The organism is Streptomyces sp. NPDC037301 (assembly GCF_055602785.1).
In genome coordinates this window covers 517,308-534,164 of record NZ_JBVJWD010000001.1, presented here as the reverse complement: position 1 = coordinate 534,164, position 16,857 = coordinate 517,308, and the positions used below count along the sequence as shown (strand labels likewise).

Sequence of the window (16,857 nt, the reverse complement as noted above, 5' to 3'; positions counted from 1 at the left end):
CGGAGGTACGGAGGAAGAGGGCGGGCCGAGAAGGGGTCAGCGGGACGTGTCGAAGACCTCGTCACGGGTGGTGGCGAGGGCGCTCTCCAGCGCGCCGCGCAGTACGGGGCGGTGCTTCACTTCCCCGGCGATCAGCCGGGGCCGGGAGGCCGCCAGTTCGGTGAGCTCGGACGCCACCCGGCAGCGCAGCGGCTCCCCGCCGGCCGCGATCAACTCGCCGGAGAGCACGACGAGTTCGGGGTCCAGTACGGCGACCATGGAGGCCAGGCCGGTCGCGAGGCCGGTGGCGAAGAGATCGAGGAGCCGGGGGTACGGGCCGTCCTCGCCCGCCTCCGCGGCCTCGGCGGCGCGGGCGAGCAGCCGGGCGGCGACCTCGTGGTGGGTACCGGCGGCGCGGATCAGCTCGTCGTCGATGCCGAGCTTCCGGCCCAGCCGGGACAGCACCTGCGCACCCGCCAGCTCCTGGAAGCCGCCCGCGTTCACCTTGGTGACCTGACGGACCAGCGGGGCGCCCGGCACCGGCAGGAAACCGACCTCGCCCGCGCCACCGGTGAAGCCGCGGTGCAGCCGTCCGTTGATGACGAGGGCGGCACCGAGCCCCTCCTCGTTCCACAGCAGCACGAAGTCGTCGTGCCCGCGCGCCGCACCGAGCCGTTGTTCGGCCACCGCGACCAGGTTCACGTCGTTCTCGTACTCGACCGGCATCGGCAGAAACGCGGCCAGCTCGTCCAACAGGGTGGGGGAGTGCCAGCCGGGCAGGTGCGAGGCGTACCGCAGCCGCCCGGTACCGGGATCGAAGGCGCCCGGGGTGCCGATGACGACCCGGTGCACATCGGAGCGGGTGAGCCCGGCGTCCTTGACCGCCCCGTCCAGCGCATCCGCCACCTGCCGCACCACGCAGTCGGCGCGCCGCTCCGGGGTACGCAGCTCGAACTCGCCGACCGTCTCGCCGGTCACATCGGCGACGGCGGCCACGATCCGGCGGGCGTTCACATCCAGCCCCGCGACATGGGCGGCCCGCGCGTTCACCGCGTACAGCTGGGCATTGGGCCCCGGCCGCCCCGCCACGGTCCCGGTGGCGACGACCAGCCCGGCGGCCTCCAGTCGCGCCAGCAGCTGCGACGCGGTGGGCTTGGAGAGCCCCGTCAGCTTCCCGATCCTGGTCCGGGAGAGGGGCCCGTACTCCAACAGCAGATCGAGGGCGGCCCGGTCGTTCATGGCCCGCAGAACGCGGGGGGTGCCCGGTGTGGTTCCGGCCATGAGCACTGCACCTGCCCTCTGTTAGGAAAGTTTCCTATTCGGTGAGAGGACGGTATGCGCGCGTCACCGGGCCGTCAATGGGCAGTACCCCGGTGGCTACCAAAGCGTTACCTGGGGCGCTTATGGAACGTGTGGGTCCTTGGTTGTGCATTCCCAATCGGGCTATTGAAGAACCGAGTTGAGGTCACGCCGACTTGCTCACGAGTGAGGGGCGCCCCGCAGAGCCTGTGGGGCGCCCCTCACTCGTACGGCCGGGTCCTGCTTCGGTCGAGGCCTACTTCGACATGTTCGGCGGCGGCGTGATCGGTGTCGTGGCCAGGGACTGCGGCGAGGTGGCCGACGCGTACGCCGAAGGAGCGGCCATGGCAGCCGTCGGGTCGGCCGACGAGGGCCCGTCCCCCTGGGCCGGAACGCCACCGACCATGCGGATTCCGGCCTCGTCGAAGGACCGCTTGATCCGCCAGCGCAGCTCGCGCTCCACGCCCAGCGCCTTGCCCGGCATCGTCTTCGCGGTCAACCGGACCGTCATCGAGTCCAGCAGCACGGAGTCCAGGCCCAGGATCTCCACGGGGCCCCACAGCCGCTCGTTCCACGGGTCCTCCTTGGCCATCGCCGTGGCGGCCTCGGAGATCACCGTGCGGACCTTGTCCAGGTCCTCCGTGGGGCGCACCGTCACATCGACACCGGCCGTCGACCAGCCCTGGCTGAGGTTGCCGATCCGCTTCACCTCGCCGTTGCGGACGTACCAGATCTCACCGTTGTCGCCGCGCAGCTTGGTGACCCGCAGGCCGACCTCGATGACCTCGCCGGAGGCGACGCCCGCATCGACGGTGTCGCCGACGCCGTACTGGTCCTCAAGGATCATGAAGACACCGGAGAGGAAGTCGGTGACCAGGTTGCGCGCACCGAAACCGAGCGCCACACCGGCCACACCGGCGGAGGCCAGCAGTGGGGCCAGATTGATCTGGAACGCGCCCAGGATCATCAGGGCGGCCGTGCCGAGGATCAGGAACGACGCGACCGAGCGGAGTACGGAACCGATCGCCTCGGAGCGCTGACGGCGGCGTTCGGTGTTGACCAGCAGCCCGCCCAGCGTGGTGCCCTCCACCGCTTGGGCGCTGCGGTTCATCCGGTCGATGAGCTTGGTGAGAGCACGGCGGACCGCGATGCGCAACACGATCGCGATCGCGGCGATGAGCACGATGCGCAGACCGATGCTCAGCCAGGTGGACCAGTTCTCCTCCACCCAGCTCGCGGCGTTGCCGGCCTGCTCGGCGGCCTCGTCCAGCGAGCCACCGGGCCCGGGCGACGGAGCTGCGGCCAACAGGGCGGACGGGAGCACGGTGGAACCTCCAGATGGGCGACGGCGGACCAACCACACTAACGGGGTATCGGGACTGTTCCGTTGCCGTGATCGGGGGGAGAACGCCTCTCACGAGGGGCGCGCAGGCGGCGTGTGGCCGATCGCACATCGGGGCGCGGCCGCTGCGGGGGAGGCCCAGAAGCGCCTGTTCCGGCGTGCGGCGACGGTGCGGGAAGCGGGGAGCGGCGAAAAATCCTCCCGGCCCGTTACCCGCACGTGGTGGCGCTTTGACCAGGCGTGAGTAGAGACTGAGATCGGATCGTCCCGGCGCGAGCCACGCGCCGCCGGCGTACAAGGAGGCATCCACCGTGCCGCATGTCCTGGTTCTCAACGCGTCGTACGAGCCGCTCGGCGTCGTACCGCTCCGCCGCGCGCTCGTCCTCGTGCTCGAAAACAAGGCCATCTGTCTTGAGGAGTCCGGCGCCTTCATGCACAGTGCCACCCGGGCCGTCCCGGCCCCCAGTGTCGTCCGCCTGAAGCGGTTCGTACGGGTTCCCTACCGGGGGCCCGTACCGCTGACCCGCAGGGCACTGTTCGCCAGGGACGGGGGCCGCTGCATGTACTGCGGCGCCGCCGCGACCAGCGTCGACCATGTCATTCCGCGCAGCCGCGGCGGACAGCATGCCTGGGACAACGTGGTGGCGGCCTGCCGCCGCTGCAACCACGTCAAGGCGGACCGGCACCTGCCGGAGCTCGGCTGGCGGCTGCACCAGCAGCCCGCCCCGCCGACGGGTCTCGCCTGGCGCATCATCGGGACGGGACACCGCGACCCGCGCTGGCTCCCGTACTTGCAACCGTTCGGCGCGGACGACGCGATGGCCCGGATCGACGGCATCTCAGCCTGAGAGATCCGGGCCTTTGTCGTCCCGGGGCCGGACGGGGGGGCTTCGGGGACGACAATCGCGCGCGACCGGGGCGTTACCCGGTTGCGGCGACGGCGTACGCCTGAAGCGACCAGAGCGAGTAGCCGAACCCGGTGGCCCGGGCATCGCCCTGCACCCTGATGAAGCGGGTGTCCTTCGCGTCCATCCGGACCGACTCGCGCCCGCCCTTGCCGTCCCGTACGGTCGCCGCCGTGCGCCAGCTGCGGCCGTCCGCGGAGACCTGGATGCGGTAGCGGGAGGCGTACGCGTCCTGCCAGTGCAGCACCACCTGGCCGATCCGGGCCGGCTGCGGCAGTTCCGCCTGCCACCAGGCACCGTCCTCGGCCGGCGAGGACCAGCGGGTCTCCGGATCGCCGTCGGAGGCGGCCGTCGCCGGGAAGTCCGGGGTCTCGTCGCCGGACGAGGAGACGGCGGCGGTACGCACCAGGTCGGTGCCCGCGGTGCGCGGGTACGCCCGGACCGTCAGCGTGCTGCGTTCCTCGCCGAAGCCGATCGGCACCTCGTACTCGCCGGCCGGGGTGCCCGCCGGGACGGTGATCTCGACGGGGACGTCGGTACGGGAACCGCGCGGCACCCTCGTCTGCTTCGGGACGCGCACCTCGATGCCCTCGGGCGCCTTCGCGGTGAGCGCGCCCCGCACCTCGGCAGGGCGCCGGGCGGCCAGCCGCGCCTCGACCCGCTGCGGCCCGCCGCCGATCTCGGCGTCCGTCTCGCCGCGTACGAGATCGAGCCGGGCGGCGGGCTCGTCGCCGAACCACGGTACGAGCGCGCGCACCTGCGGAGCCCGGCCCCGCGCACTCCCCAAGGCACCGGTTCCGAGGCTGCTTCCCATCCGGCTTCCCGGGACGATCGGCGGCATCGTGCCCGTGATGACCGGCGGTGTCGACGGACCGCCGGTGGGCCAGCTGATCCGGATCGCGTCGGTCCGCAGCCCCCTGGCCGGCGTCTGGGTCCAGCCGGTGGCCGACACCGGGCCGAGGCTGCGCCAGCCCTCGCCGGGCACATGGGCCTCCAGGGTCGCACCGGCCACCGCGCCGCTGCCGGGTACCGTCATCGCAGTCACGGTCTCCACCGGGCGGGACCGGTTCAGCCGGACCGTGTAGCTGCCCGGGGCCTCGGTCACCGTACCGGCGTCGCGGTCCGCGCCCGTCCAGGCGTCCGCCTCCCGGCGCACCCGGTCCAGGAACGGGCCGAGGACGCCCTTGCCGACCGTCGCACCGCTCGCCTTCGCGGCCTTGCGCACCGGCTCCAGCGCCAGCGAAGCCTGCCACGCGGCAGCGCCGTCACCGCGCGACTGGGCCTGCAGCAGATCGACGGCCAGCTCGCCCGCCCGGCCGTACCGGGACAACTGCTCCGTCCACGGCCGCACTTCGCCGTCCAGGCGTCCGTCGGCCGGCCCCTTCAGCCGCTGCGGGCTCTCCCGCATCACGGTGAACGCCGCCCGCAGCCTGCGCGCCGCATCGGCCTGCGCCGTGGCGTCGGTCGTCGTACGGGACTGCCAGAACGCGGCCAGCAGCGGCTGCAGATACGCCGACTCGTCTCCGCCCAGCACGGACGTCGCACTGTTCCCGGCCAGTGCGCGCAACGCGTCCCTGGTACGGGCGTCGCCGCCCGCCAGATCGTCGATCGCCGCCTGCCAGGACTCCTGCGGCCGGTAACCCTTCGGGTTCCAGGCGAAGTCGGCGGCGGTGAACAGCGGTATGCGGGACGCGGACGGCTGCTCCATGGCGTTGGCGAGCAGTGCCGCGGAACCCATCGCCACCGCCGGGTCCCGGCCGGTGTAGGGGCCGAGGAAGATGCGGTCCTGCGCGTAGTCGTTGACCGGGTAGTTGTCCATCGTGACCAGCGGATGCCGGAATGCGGCGCGGGCGCCGGCCAGTTCCCCGCCCGTGATGGTCCTCGGTACGACCCCGACACCGGTCCAGGCGATCTGGACCCGGTCGTCCAGCTCCTCGGCGAGCGCCCTGCGGTAGTCGGTCGACCCGTCCTGGTAGAACTCCGTCGGCATGACCGACAGCGGCTCCGCGTCCGGATGGCGGTCCGCGAGATGCTGCGCCACCTTGCTCGCCACCCGCGCCTGCGCCCTGGCGGCCGCCTCGGGCCCGCTGCCGAAGGTGTCGGTGTCGCTGTCGCAGTGCCACTCGCTGTAGCTGACGTCCTGGAACTGCAGCTGGAAGACCCGCACGCCCAGCGCCCACATCGCGTCGAGCTTCTTCGTCAGCGCCCGCACATCGTTGTCCGACGACATGCACATGGCCTGGCCGGGGGCGACGGCCCAGCCGAGCGTCACATGCTCGGCGCGGGCCCGCTCGGCCAGTGCCCGGAAGTCCGCGCGCCGGTCGGCGGGGTACGGGTCGCGCCAACGGGCCTGCCGGTACGGGTCGTCGCCCGCCGCGTACAGATACCTGTTCTGCTTCGTACGCCCCATGAAGCCGATCTGCGCCAGCCGCTCCGCACGGGTCCACGGCTGCCCGTAGAAGCCCTCGGTCGTCCCGCGTACGGCGGTGCCCGGCCAGTCCCTGACGGTGACCCCGGCGACGCTCCTGTCCCGGATCAGCTGACGCAGTGTCTGTACGCCGTGGAACAGGCCGTCCTCGCCGACGCCGTCCATGGCGACGGTGTCCCGGCCCGCGACCCGGCCCACCGCGATCCGGTAGCCACCGGACGGCAGATCGCCGCGGTCGGGGGCGTGCAGCGTGCGCAGGGCGTCCCGGGCGCCGTCGCCGCCGAGCCGGATGACGGGTCCACGGCCCGGCAACGCCTCGTGGACGGTCCGCACGCCCGTGTCCCGCAGGATCTGCCGGAGTGCGTCGACGGCGTACGGATCCGCGTGCGCGCCGACCACGAGGGTGACCCCGGCGGAGAGCGGTACGGAGGGCCCGGACGTCTTGATGGACTGGGGCCGCGGCCATACGGCGGGCAGCGTGCCGTCGTCCGTGCGGTCGGAGGTGGTGATGGCGGGGGAGCCGGGCGCCGAAGGGGCCGCGACGGCAGCCGGCGTCCCGGCGGAGAGCAGCCCGCCGAGCACGGCGACCGCGACGGCCGTTGCCTGCTTTCTGCACCTGAGCCGCATCGCTCTTCTCCCTCGCTCCCGCCGATGGGCTCCGAGCCCACCACCCGCGCGCGAGGGTGTCAATGCGGGTGGCTGTTGTGCCGTAAATGCCCGATGTGGCGGGTGAGGTGAGAGGTGGTCGGCTGTCGACGTGCGACGCCAAGGATGACGTCGAATGGCCGAAAACAGCGGACAACTTACGGAGAACCGGCCCCCGGGGAACGGAATGTGACCCAGAGCACGTTGAAGTCGTTGTGGTAACGCCTACGTCTGCGGTCGAGCCCGCTGGGTAGGTCTGCTGTGTCCTGTTCCCCCACGGCCGGGAGGCCGCCATGCCCGCTGCCGCGCAGCTTCCGCTCTCCGCCCTCTCCGAACAGGCACCCGGTCCCGTCCCGCTGCCCGGTGCGGTCCCGGCTGCCGGGACCGGCCCCGGTCCGCTGACGAGCGAGCCGCCGCTCGCCGATGCGATACCTCTCACCAGCGAGCCGCCGCTCGCCGACGCCACACCACTGACCAGCGAAGCCCCGCTCGCCGTCAACGCCCCGCTGACCAGCGAGCCGGCCGCCTCCGGCGGCGCGTGGGGCATGGAGTTCCCAGGAGTCTGAATGGGCTTGTCCCGGCTCGCCGCACTGCACGGCGTCGCCACCTCCTACTCCCCGTCCGCCGATGTCACGGTGTCCGTTCCCGACGACACCGTCATCGCCGTGCTCGCCGCGCTCGGTGTGGACGCCGCCACGCCCGAAGCGGTACGGGAATCGCTCGCCGCCGCCGAGTCCTCGGCCCGGTCCCGGCTGCTGCCGCCGACGCTGGTGGTGTGGACCGGGGAGCCACTGCCCCCGGCCCTGACCGCCCTGCCGCCCGGCACTTCGCTGGACATCGGACTCGATCGAGGGGGGGACGGCGGATCGCCCCCGCCCCGGCGGATGCGCATTCCGGCCGACCGGTCGGATCCGGCCGTTTCGGGACGGGGCGCCGCCGACGCGGGCACGGGTGCGGGCGCGGAGAGCGGAAAGGGCGCGGCTGAAGGTGCGGGAGGTGACACCTCGACGGGCGTGCCCCCGACCCCCGCCTGGTGGGTCGAACCGCCGCTCGGGGTGCACCGGTTGGCCGTACGTGCTCCGGGCGGCCGGAGCGCTACCGGCACGCTCGTCGTCGCCCCGCCCCGGGTGCCGCAGCCGCCCGCACGCAGCCACGGCTTCCTCGTCCAGCTCTACTCCCTGCTCTCCGCCCGCTCCTGGGGCATGGGCGACCTCGGGGACCTCGCCGACCTCGCCGCCTGGTCCGGGCGGACCCTCGGCGCCGGATTCGTCCAGGTGAACCCGCTCCACGCCGCCGTGCTCGGCAACCCCACCGACCCGTCCCCGTACCGCCCGTCGTCCCGGTGCTTCCCCGACCCCGTCCATCTGCACATCGAGTCCATCCCCGAGTACGGGCACGTGCCGGACCGGGGCACCCTCGACGATCTGCGGCAGGACGCGGCGACGCTCAGCGACACCGTGCTGAACAAGGGCGCCCTGATCGACCGGGACGCCGTCTGGGAACTCAAGCGCCAGGCTCTCGAACTCGTGACGAAGGTGCCCCTCACCCCGGGCCGCCGCGCCGCGTACTGCGACTTCCTGGCCGAGCAGGGGCAGGCCCTGGAGGACCACGCCCTGTGGTGCGCCCTCGCCGAGGTGCACGGCTCCGACTGGCACACCTGGCCGGCCGCGCTCCGCGACCCCCGTTCCAAGGAGACCGCCCGCGCCCGCCGCGCACTGCTGGACCGGGTCGATTTCCACTGCCGGCTCGCCTGGCTGACCGACAGCCAGCTCGCCGCGGCCCAGCGCGCCGCCCTGGACGCCGAAATGGCCGTCGGTATCGTCCACGACCTCGCCGTCGGTGTGCACCCCGGCGGCGCCGACGCCTGGGCCCAGCAGGACGCCTTCGCGCACGGCATGTCCGTCGGCGCGCCCCCGGACGCCTTCAACGCCCGCGGCCAGGACTGGGGCCTGCCGCCCTGGCGCCCCGATGTCCTCGCCGCGTCCGGCTACGCCCCGTACCGAGGACTGCTGCGCGGACTCCTCGCCCACGCGGGAGCCCTGCGCATCGACCACGTCATGGGCCTGTTCCGGCTCTGGTGGGTGCCCGAGGGGCGCCCGCCCACCGAGGGCACCTACGTCAGCCACGACGCCGAGGCGATGCTCGCCGTCCTCGTCCTGGAGGCGCACCGGGCCGGCGCGGTCGTCATGGGGGAGGACCTCGGCACCGTCGAGCCGGGCGTACGCGAGGCACTGGCCCGGCGCGGCGTGCTCGGCACTTCCGTGCTCTGGTTCGAACGGGACTGGGCGGGCACCGGCCGCCCGCTGGCCCCCGAGGAGTGGCGCGAGGGCTGCCTGGCCACCGTCACCACGCACGATCTGCCGTCCACCGCCGCCCGGCTGACCGGCGACCATGTGACGCTGCGCCACCGCCTCGGCCTGCTCACCCGCAGCCTCGCCGAGGAGCTGACCGCGGACGCGACGGACACCGCCGAGTGGCTGGGGTACCTCGCCCGGCTCGGCCTGCTCCCCGAGGGGGAGGGCGACGAGGAGGGCGCAGTCCGCGCCGTACACCGCTTCCTGCTGCGCACCCCCGCCCGCATGGCCGGAGTCTGGCTGCCCGACACACTGGGCGACCGCCGCCCGCAGAACCTCCCCGGCACCTGGGACCAGTACCCCAACTGGCGACTGCCCGTCGCCGACGGGGAGGGCCACCCGGTCACCCTGGAGGAGCTGGCCGCCGCACCTCGCCTGCACCGGCTGATGGAGGTCTTCGAACGCCGCGGGGACCGCCCGGGAACCCACCCGGAAATCCACCCGGAATCCCGCCCGTGACCCCGTACGGCACCCCCGGGCGCGCGCCCGTCCCGGGCGTTCGCTACGTTTGCACCGTGGACAAGAAGAACGCTATGCGCGCCGGCGCCGTCGCGGCCGGAACGACGCTGATGATGCTGCTCATGTCGTCCCCCGCGCTCGCGCTCACCCGCGACGACGGTGACGACCCCGGTCCGGGCCTGAGCGCGATGGAGACCATCGGTCTGTACGTCGTGGCCCCCATCGCCCTGTTCGTGGTCATCGCCGGCCTGGTCATGATCTTGGACAAGTCCAAGAAGCAGGCCTAGCACCCACGCTCTTCCCGAGTGCGCCGCAGGTACCCCGTACCGTGCGGCGCACACGCATGTCCGGACCCGGATGCCCGGTCCGGACCCCGGGTAGGTTGCGGCCATGACCGAGTGGGACGTCAAGAAGCTCCGCATCCTCCGTACCCTGCGCGACCGGGGCACGGTCACCGCGACCGCACAGGCCCTGCTGATGACCCCGTCCGCGGTCTCGCAGCAGCTGTCCAACCTGTCCGGACAGCTCGGCGTACCGCTCCTGGAGGCCCAGGGCCGACGGGTCCGCCTCACCGACGCGGCGCACCTCGTGCTGCGCCACGCCGAGGCCGTCTTCGCCCAACTGGAGCGCGCCGACGCCGAACTGGCCGGCTATCTGCGCGGCGAGGCCGGCGAGGTACGGATCGCGGCGTTCTCCACGGCGGTGCCCGCCCTCGTCGTGCCGGCGATCCAGCGGTTGCGTGCCGAAGAGCGCCCGGGACCGGACGTACGGGTGCGGGAGGCGGAGGCCGCGCAGGCGTACGAACTCCTGGCCGCCGGTGACGTGGACCTCGCCCTGTCCCTGGCCGCGCACGCCCCGACGGCCCGCGACCCCCGGTTCGCGGTGCTGCCCCTGCTGGCGGACCTGCTGGACGTGGCCCTGCCCGCGGACCACCGCCTCGCCGCGGCGCCTGCCCTCCGTCTGGCGGATCTCTCCGGCGACCCCTGGATCTTCGGCGGCTCCGGCCCCTGGTCGCAGATCACGACGGCCGCGTGCGAGGCCGCCGGATTCGTGCCGGAGCAGGCGCACAGCGCCTCCGGCTGGACGGCGATCCTGGCCATGGTCGAGGCGGGCATGGGGGTTGCCCTGATCCCGCGCATGGCGTCGGCGGAACGGCACAGCCGGGGTGGAGTGGTGATGCGCGCACTGGAAGCGGACCAGCCACGACGCCATGTGGTGGCGGCGGTACGACAGGGGGCCGAAACGGGGCCGGCGGTGGCCAGGGTCCTCGCGGCGCTCACCGAAGCGGCCTCATCGTTCACTTCATCTGAATAAATAATGCAAAAACTTTCGATGGACCTAATGGGTTGTTCGCCGCGACAGTAGGCGCATGACCTTCGAACAGAATGAGAACCGGCACGAGGATCCCCACGCCAACGATGCGGCTCCGTACGGCGGTGGCGACCCGTACGCCGACTACCGCACCACCGACCTTCCCTTCACCGAACTCGTCGACCTCGCCGACCGCCGCCTCGGCGCGGGCGTGATCGCCGCCAACGACGAGTTCTTCGCCCAGCGGGAGAACCTCCTGGTCCGGGAGCGCGCGGTCTTCGACCCCGAGCGCTTCGGCCACAAGGGCAAGATCATGGACGGCTGGGAGACCCGCCGCCGGCGCGGCGCGGACGCGGCCCATCCGTTCCCGGCCCCCGAGGAGCACGACTGGGCCCTGATCCGCCTCGGCGCCCCAGGCGTCATTCGCGGCATCGTCGTCGACACGGCCCACTTCCGAGGCAACTACCCGCAGCGCGTCTCGATCCAGGCAACGGCGGTCGAGGGCTCACCCGGCCCCGCCGAACTCCTCGCCGACGACGTGAAGTGGGAGGAGATCGTCCCGCCGACCCCCGTACGCGGCCATGCCGCCAACGGCTTCGAGATCACCGGCGGCCGCCGCTACACACACGTCCGCCTCCGTCAGCACCCCGACGGCGGCATCGCCCGCCTCCGTGTCCACGGCGAGGTCCTCCCCGACCCGTCCTGGCTCGCCACGCTCGGCACGTTCGACCTGATCTCGGTGCTGAACGGCGGCAGTTACGAGGACGCCTCCGACCGCTTCTACTCCTCGCCGACCCAGATCATCCTGCCCGGCACCTCTCGCAAGATGGACGACGGCTGGGAGAACCGCCGCCGTCGGGTCCGCGACACGAACGACTGGGTCCGCTTCCGCCTCCCCGCCCAGGGCGCGGTCCGCGCGGTCGAGATCGACACGGCCTACCTCAAGGGCAACGCGGCCGGCTGGATCGCCCTCCAGGGCCGCAACGGTGAGACGGGCGAATGGTTCGAGATCATCCCCCGCACCAGGCTCCAGCCCGACACCCTCCACCGCTTCCCCCTCCGCGACCGGGCGGTCGTCACCCACGTCCGTCTCGACGCCTTCCCGGACGGCGGAGTCGCCCGCATGCGCCTGCACGGCAGCCTGACGGAGTCGGGTGCGGCCGAACTGGCCCGGCGCTACGAGGAGTCGGGCGCATGACCCCCATCCCGCAACCTCTTCCTCCCGTAACCGCCCTCCTCCCGTAACCCCCTTTGCTCCCGCCCGTCGGACGGCTGCGCGACGGCGCCCGCCCGACGGGCGGTCTCCAAGGCCAACGGCCCCCGGACCAATGTCTGTTCGCGCGAATGTGTACGGGCTACGGTTCTGCAATGCCTACCGAGAGCAGCACCGGGCGGCGTGGCGGGAGCGACTGTGGGCGCGGAGATCAAGGCCGTGGTCGACCCGGGTGGCAAGACGTTCCGGCTGTTGTGATCCGACAGCCGGGCGGGAGAGAGGAAGGGGCGCCCCCGCCATCGCGGGAGGCGCCCCTCACTGTTTCACCGTTCAGCCGTTACGCCGTGGCCGCCGCAGCGTCCGCGGCCTGGGCCTTCAGCGCGCGCTCCACACCCGAACGCGACTCGGACATCAGACGGCGCAGGGCCGCGTTCGGCTCCGCCGAGGACAGCCAGGCGTCCGTGGTGTCCAGCGTGGCCTGCGAGACCTGGACGGCCGGGTAGAGGCCGACGGCGATCTGCTGCGCCATCTCGTGGCTGCGCGACTCCCAGACGCCCTTGACCGCTGCGAAGAACTTCTCCGTGTACGGGGCCAGCAGTTCGCGCTGGTCGGTCTGGACGAAGCCGGCGATGACCGCCTCCTGGAGGGAATTCGGCAGCTTGTCGGACTCGACGACCGAGGCCCATGCCTCCGCCTTCGCCTCCTCGGTGGGTCGGGCCGCGCGGGCGGTCGCCGCGTGGCGCTCGCCCGCCGCCGTCTTGTCGCGCTCGTACTCGGCGGCGATCTCGTCCTCTTCGAGCAGGCCGGTGGCGGCGAGCCGCTCGACGAACGCCCAGCGCAGCTCCGTGTCGACGGCGAGGCCCTCGACCGTCTCCTTGCCGTCGAGCAGCGACTGCAGCAGGTCCGTCTGCTGCGGGGTGCGGGCCGTCGCCGCGAAGGCGCGGGCCCAGGCCAGCTGGTGGTCGCTGCCCGGCTCCGCCGCGCGCAGGTGCGCCAGCGTGGCCTCGGTCCACTGCGTCAGCCCGGCCTCGCGCCACTCCGGCGCCGCGTACAGGTCCAGCGCCAGCTTCACCTGTCGGTGCAGCGACTGGACGACACCGATGTCCGACTCCTTGCCGATGCTGGAGAGCACCAGGGAGAGGTAGTCCCGGGTCGCCAGCTCGCCGTCGCGGGTCATGTCCCAGGCGGAGGCCCAGCACAGGGCGCGGGGGAGGGACTCGGTGAAGTCGCCGAGGTGTTCGGTGACGACGCGCAGCGACTCCTCGTCGAGACGGACCTTCGCGTACGAGAGGTCGTCGTCGTTCAGCAGGATCACGGCGGGGCGGGCGGTGCCGGCCGGGAACGGCACGGTGGTGCGCGCGCCGTCGACGTCCAGCTCGATCCGGTTCGTGACGACCAGCTTGCCGGAGCCGGCGGTGTCGATGGCATAGCAGCCGATGGCGATGCGGTGGGGCCGCAGCGTCGGCTCGCCCTTCGCGCCGGCGGGGAGGGCCGGGGCCTCCTGGAGGACCGTGAAGGACGTGACGTGGCCGTTCTCGTCCGTCTCGATCTCAGGGCGCAGGATGTTGATGCCCGCCGTCTCCAGCCATGCCTTCGACCAGGTCTTCAGGTCACGGCCGGAGGTCTCCTCCAGTGCGCCCAGCAGGTCGGACAGCCGGGTGTTGCCGAACGCGTGCGCCTTGAAGTACGCCTGGACGCCCTTGAAGAACTCGTCCATGCCGACGTACGCCACCAGCTGCTTCAGGACCGAGGCGCCCTTGGCGTAGGTGATCCCGTCGAAGTTGACCAGCACATCGTCCAGGTCACGGATGTCCGCCATGATCGGGTGCGTGGACGGCAGCTGGTCCTGGCGGTAGGCCCAGGTCTTCTCGGAGTTGGCGAACGTGGTCCAGGAGTGCGGCCACTTCGAGCCCTCCGCGTATGCCTGGCAGGCGACCGAGGTGTACGTGGCGAACGACTCGTTCAGCCACAGGTCGTTCCACCACTCCATGGTGACGAGGTCGCCGAACCACATGTGCGCCAGCTCGTGCAGGATGGTCTCCGCACGCCGCTCGTACGCCGCGTCCGTCACCTTCGAACGGAACACGTACTGGTCGCGGATGGTGACCGCGCCCGCGTTCTCCATCGCGCCGGCGTTGAACTCCGGGACGAACAGCTGGTCGTACTTGGCGAACGGGTAGTCGTAGTCGAACTTCTCCTGGAACCAGTCGAAGCCCTGCCGCGTCACGTCGAAGATCGCGTCCGCGTCGAGGAACTCGGCCAGCGAGGGACGGCAGTAGATGCCGAGCGGAACGGACTGGCCGCCCTTCTCGTAGCTGCTGTGCACCGAGTGGTACGGGCCGGCGATCAGGGCCGTGATGTACGTCGAGATGCGCGGCGTCGGCTCGAAGGACCAGACGTCGTCCTGCGGCTCGGGCGTCGGCGAGTTCGAGATGACCGTCCAGCCCTGCGGCGCCTTCACCGTGAACTGGAACGTCGCCTTGAGGTCGGGCTGTTCGAAGCTGGCGAAGACGCGGCGCGCGTCCGGCACCTCGAACTGGGTGTAGAGGTACGCCTGCTGGTCGACCGGGTCGACGAAGCGGTGCAGGCCCTCGCCCGTGTTGGTGTACGAGCAGTCGGCGACGACCTTCAGCTCGTTGGAGCCCGCGACCAGGTGCGGGAGCCTGATGCGCGAGTCGCGGAACACGGCCGCGACATCCAGCGCCTTGCCGTTCAGCTCGACCTCGTGCACGGCCGGGGCGACCAGGTCGATGAAGGTCTCCGCACCGGCTTCGGCGGAGTCGAAGCGCACGGTGGTCACGGACCGGTAGGTGCCGCCCTCCTGCGCTCCGGAGAGGTCGAGATCGATCTCGTACGCGTCCACGGTCAGCAGGCGCGCCCGCTCCTGTGCCTCTTCGCGGGTCAGATTGGTGCCAGGCACGCGGTCATCTCCTTGGTATGTGACGTTTCCGGTCATCCTTCCACGTCGCATGCCCGAGTGGAGTGGCTATGGGTGTGCCACTGCGGTAGCATCGATGGTATGAAGATCAGTGTGAGCCTGCCGCAGGAGGATGTCGCCTTCGTCGACGAGTACGCCATGAAGACCGAGGCGGATTCCCGGTCCGCGGTGATCCATGCCGCCATCGAGCTGCTGCGTGCCTCGAATCTGGAGGCCGACTACGAGGCGGCGTTCGCGGAATGGGACGCGAGCGAGGACGCCGCGTTCTGGGACAAGTTCTCGGGTGACGGGCTGACCGATGAGGCGCGGTGACATCTACCTGGTCGAGTACGAGCCGGTGCGGGGCAGCGAGGCCAATAAGGCCCGCCCGTCGGTGATCGTCTCGAACGACGGGGCCAACGCGGTTGTCGCACGGACGGGGCGCGGTGTGATCACCGTAGTTCCGCTGACGTCGAACACATCCCGGATCTATCCCTTCCAGGTGCTGCTCCCCGCAGCGGAGTGCGGCCTGCCGATGGACTCCAAGGCGCAGTGCGAGCAGGTACGCGCGATGGCCAGGGAGCGGTTCCTTCGGCACGTCAGCACCATCCCCCGCCGGCGCATGGCCGAGATCGACGCCGCCCTGCGTCGGCATCTCGCCCTCTGACGGACACGAGCGCATACGAAAGGGCGGCCACCGAGCACCGGTGGCCGCCCTTTCACACGCGAGGCGTCAGCCGTTCAGCTCCGCCGCCACCAGCTCCGCGATCTGTACCGCGTTCAGCGCCGCGCCCTTGCGCAGGTTGTCGTTGGAGACGAAGAGCGCGAGGCCGTTGTCCACGGTCTCGTCGACCCGGATCCGGCCGACGAACGAGGCGTCCTTGCCGGCCGCCTGCAGCGGGGTGGGGATCTCGGAGATCTCGACTCCCGGGGCGTCCTTCAGTAGTTCGTATGCGCGTTCGACGCTGATCGGACGGGCGAAACGTGCGTTGACCTGGAGCGAGTGGCCGGAGAAGACCGGCACCCGGACGCACGTGCCGGACACCTTCAGCTCCGGGATCTCCAGGATCTTGCGGGACTCGTTGCGGAGCTTCTGCTCCTCGTCGGTCTCGAAGGAGCCGTCGTCGACGATCGAGCCGGCCAGCGGCAGCACGTTGAAGGCGATCGGACGCTTGTAGACGCCCGGCTCGGGGAAGTCGACGGCCCCGCCGTCGTGGGTGAGCTTGTCGGCGTCGGCGACGACCTTGGACGCCTGGCCGTGCAGCTCGGCGACACCGGCCAGGCCGGAGCCGGACACCGCCTGGTAGGTGGCGACGGTCAGCGTCCGGAGGCCGGCCTCGTCGTGCAGCGGGCGCAGCACGGGCATGGCGGCCATCGTGGTGCAGTTCGGGTTGGCGATGATGCCCTTGGGCCGGTTCGCGATCGCGTGCGCGTTGACCTCGGAGACGACCAGCGGGACCTCGGGGTCCTTGCGCCAGGCGGAGGAGTTGTCGATCACGACGGCGCCCTGCGAGGCGACCTTCTCGGCGAGCGCCTTCGACGTCGAGCCACCGGCCGAGAACAGCACGATGTCCAGCCCGGAGTAATCGGCCGTCGCGGCGTCCTCGACGGTGATCTCCCGGCCCTCCCACTCGATGGTGGAGCCCGCGGAGCGCGCGGAGGCGAACAGCCGCAGTTCGTCGGCCGGGAACTTCCGCTCGGCCAGGATCCTGCGCATGACTGTGCCGACCTGACCGGTGGCGCCGACGATTCCGACCTTCACAGGGACTCCTTCAAACGTACGAACTGGCACGGTTGCCGCTCCATGATGCGTAGGTGAACGGCTTCCTTGTCCAATCCATTGTCCGCGCTGCGGACAGCGCCCGCCCGCCCGGCCGGGCAGAGCAGTGGGGGGGGGGGGGGGGAGGGAGACCCCCCCCCCCCCCCCCCCCGTGCACCACGAAATCCAGTGCCGCACCAAAAAGCGGACCCCCTCCCCCATTGTACCTCCTCCCCCCCCCCCGCC

The 16,857-nt window shown here is 71.7% G+C and carries 13 protein-coding genes; 8 read left to right on the top strand and 5 right to left on the bottom strand.

Annotated elements, in window-relative coordinates:
- Positions 1 to 36 precede the first annotated feature (36 nt).
- Together ACZ7IB_RS02525 and ACZ7IB_RS02520 are read right to left on the bottom strand one after the other, a co-directional pair.
- Positions 37 to 1,260, bottom strand: a complete 1,224-nt coding sequence (locus tag ACZ7IB_RS02525; RefSeq protein WP_470908516.1) for an ROK family transcriptional regulator — start codon at positions 1,258 to 1,260, stop codon at positions 37 to 39.
- Positions 1,261 to 1,534: 274 nt separating this feature from the next.
- Positions 1,535 to 2,602, bottom strand: a complete 1,068-nt coding sequence (locus ACZ7IB_RS02520; RefSeq protein ID WP_470908514.1) for a mechanosensitive ion channel family protein — start codon at positions 2,600 to 2,602, stop codon at positions 1,535 to 1,537.
- 329 nt (positions 2,603 to 2,931) lie between these two features.
- Between ACZ7IB_RS02520 and ACZ7IB_RS02515 the strand changes: the two genes are divergently transcribed.
- A complete protein-coding gene (locus ACZ7IB_RS02515) occupies positions 2,932 to 3,468 on the top strand; it encodes an HNH endonuclease (RefSeq protein WP_018552807.1) in 537 nt (178 codons plus the stop codon).
- A 73-nt stretch (positions 3,469 to 3,541) separates the two neighbouring features.
- Here ACZ7IB_RS02515 and ACZ7IB_RS02510 read toward each other — a convergent pair whose 3' ends face one another.
- A complete protein-coding gene (locus tag ACZ7IB_RS02510) occupies positions 3,542 to 6,580 on the bottom strand; it encodes a beta-N-acetylglucosaminidase domain-containing protein (protein ID WP_470908512.1) in 3,039 nt (1,012 codons plus the stop codon).
- A gap of 311 nt (positions 6,581 to 6,891) precedes the next feature.
- Here ACZ7IB_RS02510 and ACZ7IB_RS02505 point away from each other — a divergent pair, with 311 nt between their 5' ends.
- The 5 genes from ACZ7IB_RS02505 to alc all read left to right on the top strand — a co-directional run bounded on the left by ACZ7IB_RS02505 (position 6,892) and on the right by alc (position 11,920).
- Positions 6,892 to 7,164 (top strand): hypothetical protein, encoded by a 273-nt coding sequence (locus ACZ7IB_RS02505; RefSeq protein ID WP_470908510.1) that lies wholly within the window; start codon positions 6,892 to 6,894, stop codon positions 7,162 to 7,164.
- Positions 7,165 to 9,411, top strand: coding sequence for a 4-alpha-glucanotransferase (malQ, locus tag ACZ7IB_RS02500; RefSeq protein WP_470908509.1), 2,247 nt, complete (start codon positions 7,165 to 7,167; stop codon positions 9,409 to 9,411).
- 56 nt (positions 9,412 to 9,467) lie between these two features.
- Positions 9,468 to 9,698, top strand: coding sequence for a hypothetical protein (locus ACZ7IB_RS02495; RefSeq protein ID WP_470908508.1), 231 nt, complete (start codon positions 9,468 to 9,470; stop codon positions 9,696 to 9,698).
- Between the two features lie 103 nt (positions 9,699 to 9,801).
- Positions 9,802 to 10,725, top strand: coding sequence for a LysR family transcriptional regulator (locus ACZ7IB_RS02490; protein WP_470908506.1), 924 nt, complete (start codon positions 9,802 to 9,804; stop codon positions 10,723 to 10,725).
- A 55-nt stretch (positions 10,726 to 10,780) separates the two neighbouring features.
- The gene (gene alc, locus ACZ7IB_RS02485; protein WP_470908505.1) at positions 10,781 to 11,920 is read left to right on the top strand and encodes an allantoicase; all 1,140 of its coding nucleotides are present in this window, start codon (positions 10,781 to 10,783) and stop codon (positions 11,918 to 11,920) included.
- A gap of 352 nt (positions 11,921 to 12,272) precedes the next feature.
- On the opposite strand, the gene pepN is transcribed toward alc, so the two are convergent.
- A complete protein-coding gene (gene pepN, locus ACZ7IB_RS02480; protein WP_470908503.1) occupies positions 12,273 to 14,855 on the bottom strand; it encodes an aminopeptidase N in 2,583 nt (860 codons plus the stop codon).
- Between the two features lie 99 nt (positions 14,856 to 14,954).
- On the opposite strand from pepN, the gene ACZ7IB_RS02475 reads away from it, so the two are divergent.
- Both ACZ7IB_RS02475 and ACZ7IB_RS02470 read left to right on the top strand, forming a co-directional pair.
- Positions 14,955 to 15,185, top strand: a complete 231-nt coding sequence (locus tag ACZ7IB_RS02475) for a ribbon-helix-helix domain-containing protein (RefSeq protein WP_470908501.1) — start codon at positions 14,955 to 14,957, stop codon at positions 15,183 to 15,185.
- Positions 15,172 to 15,519, top strand: coding sequence for a type II toxin-antitoxin system PemK/MazF family toxin (locus tag ACZ7IB_RS02470; RefSeq protein ID WP_470908499.1), 348 nt, complete (start codon positions 15,172 to 15,174; stop codon positions 15,517 to 15,519). The genes ACZ7IB_RS02475 and ACZ7IB_RS02470 overlap by 14 nt, the downstream gene beginning before the upstream one ends.
- A gap of 66 nt (positions 15,520 to 15,585) precedes the next feature.
- On the opposite strand, the gene ACZ7IB_RS02465 is transcribed toward ACZ7IB_RS02470, so the two are convergent.
- The gene (locus ACZ7IB_RS02465) at positions 15,586 to 16,614 is read right to left on the bottom strand and encodes an aspartate-semialdehyde dehydrogenase (protein WP_470908497.1); all 1,029 of its coding nucleotides are present in this window, start codon (positions 16,612 to 16,614) and stop codon (positions 15,586 to 15,588) included.
- Between the last annotated feature and the right edge of the window lie 243 nt (positions 16,615 to 16,857).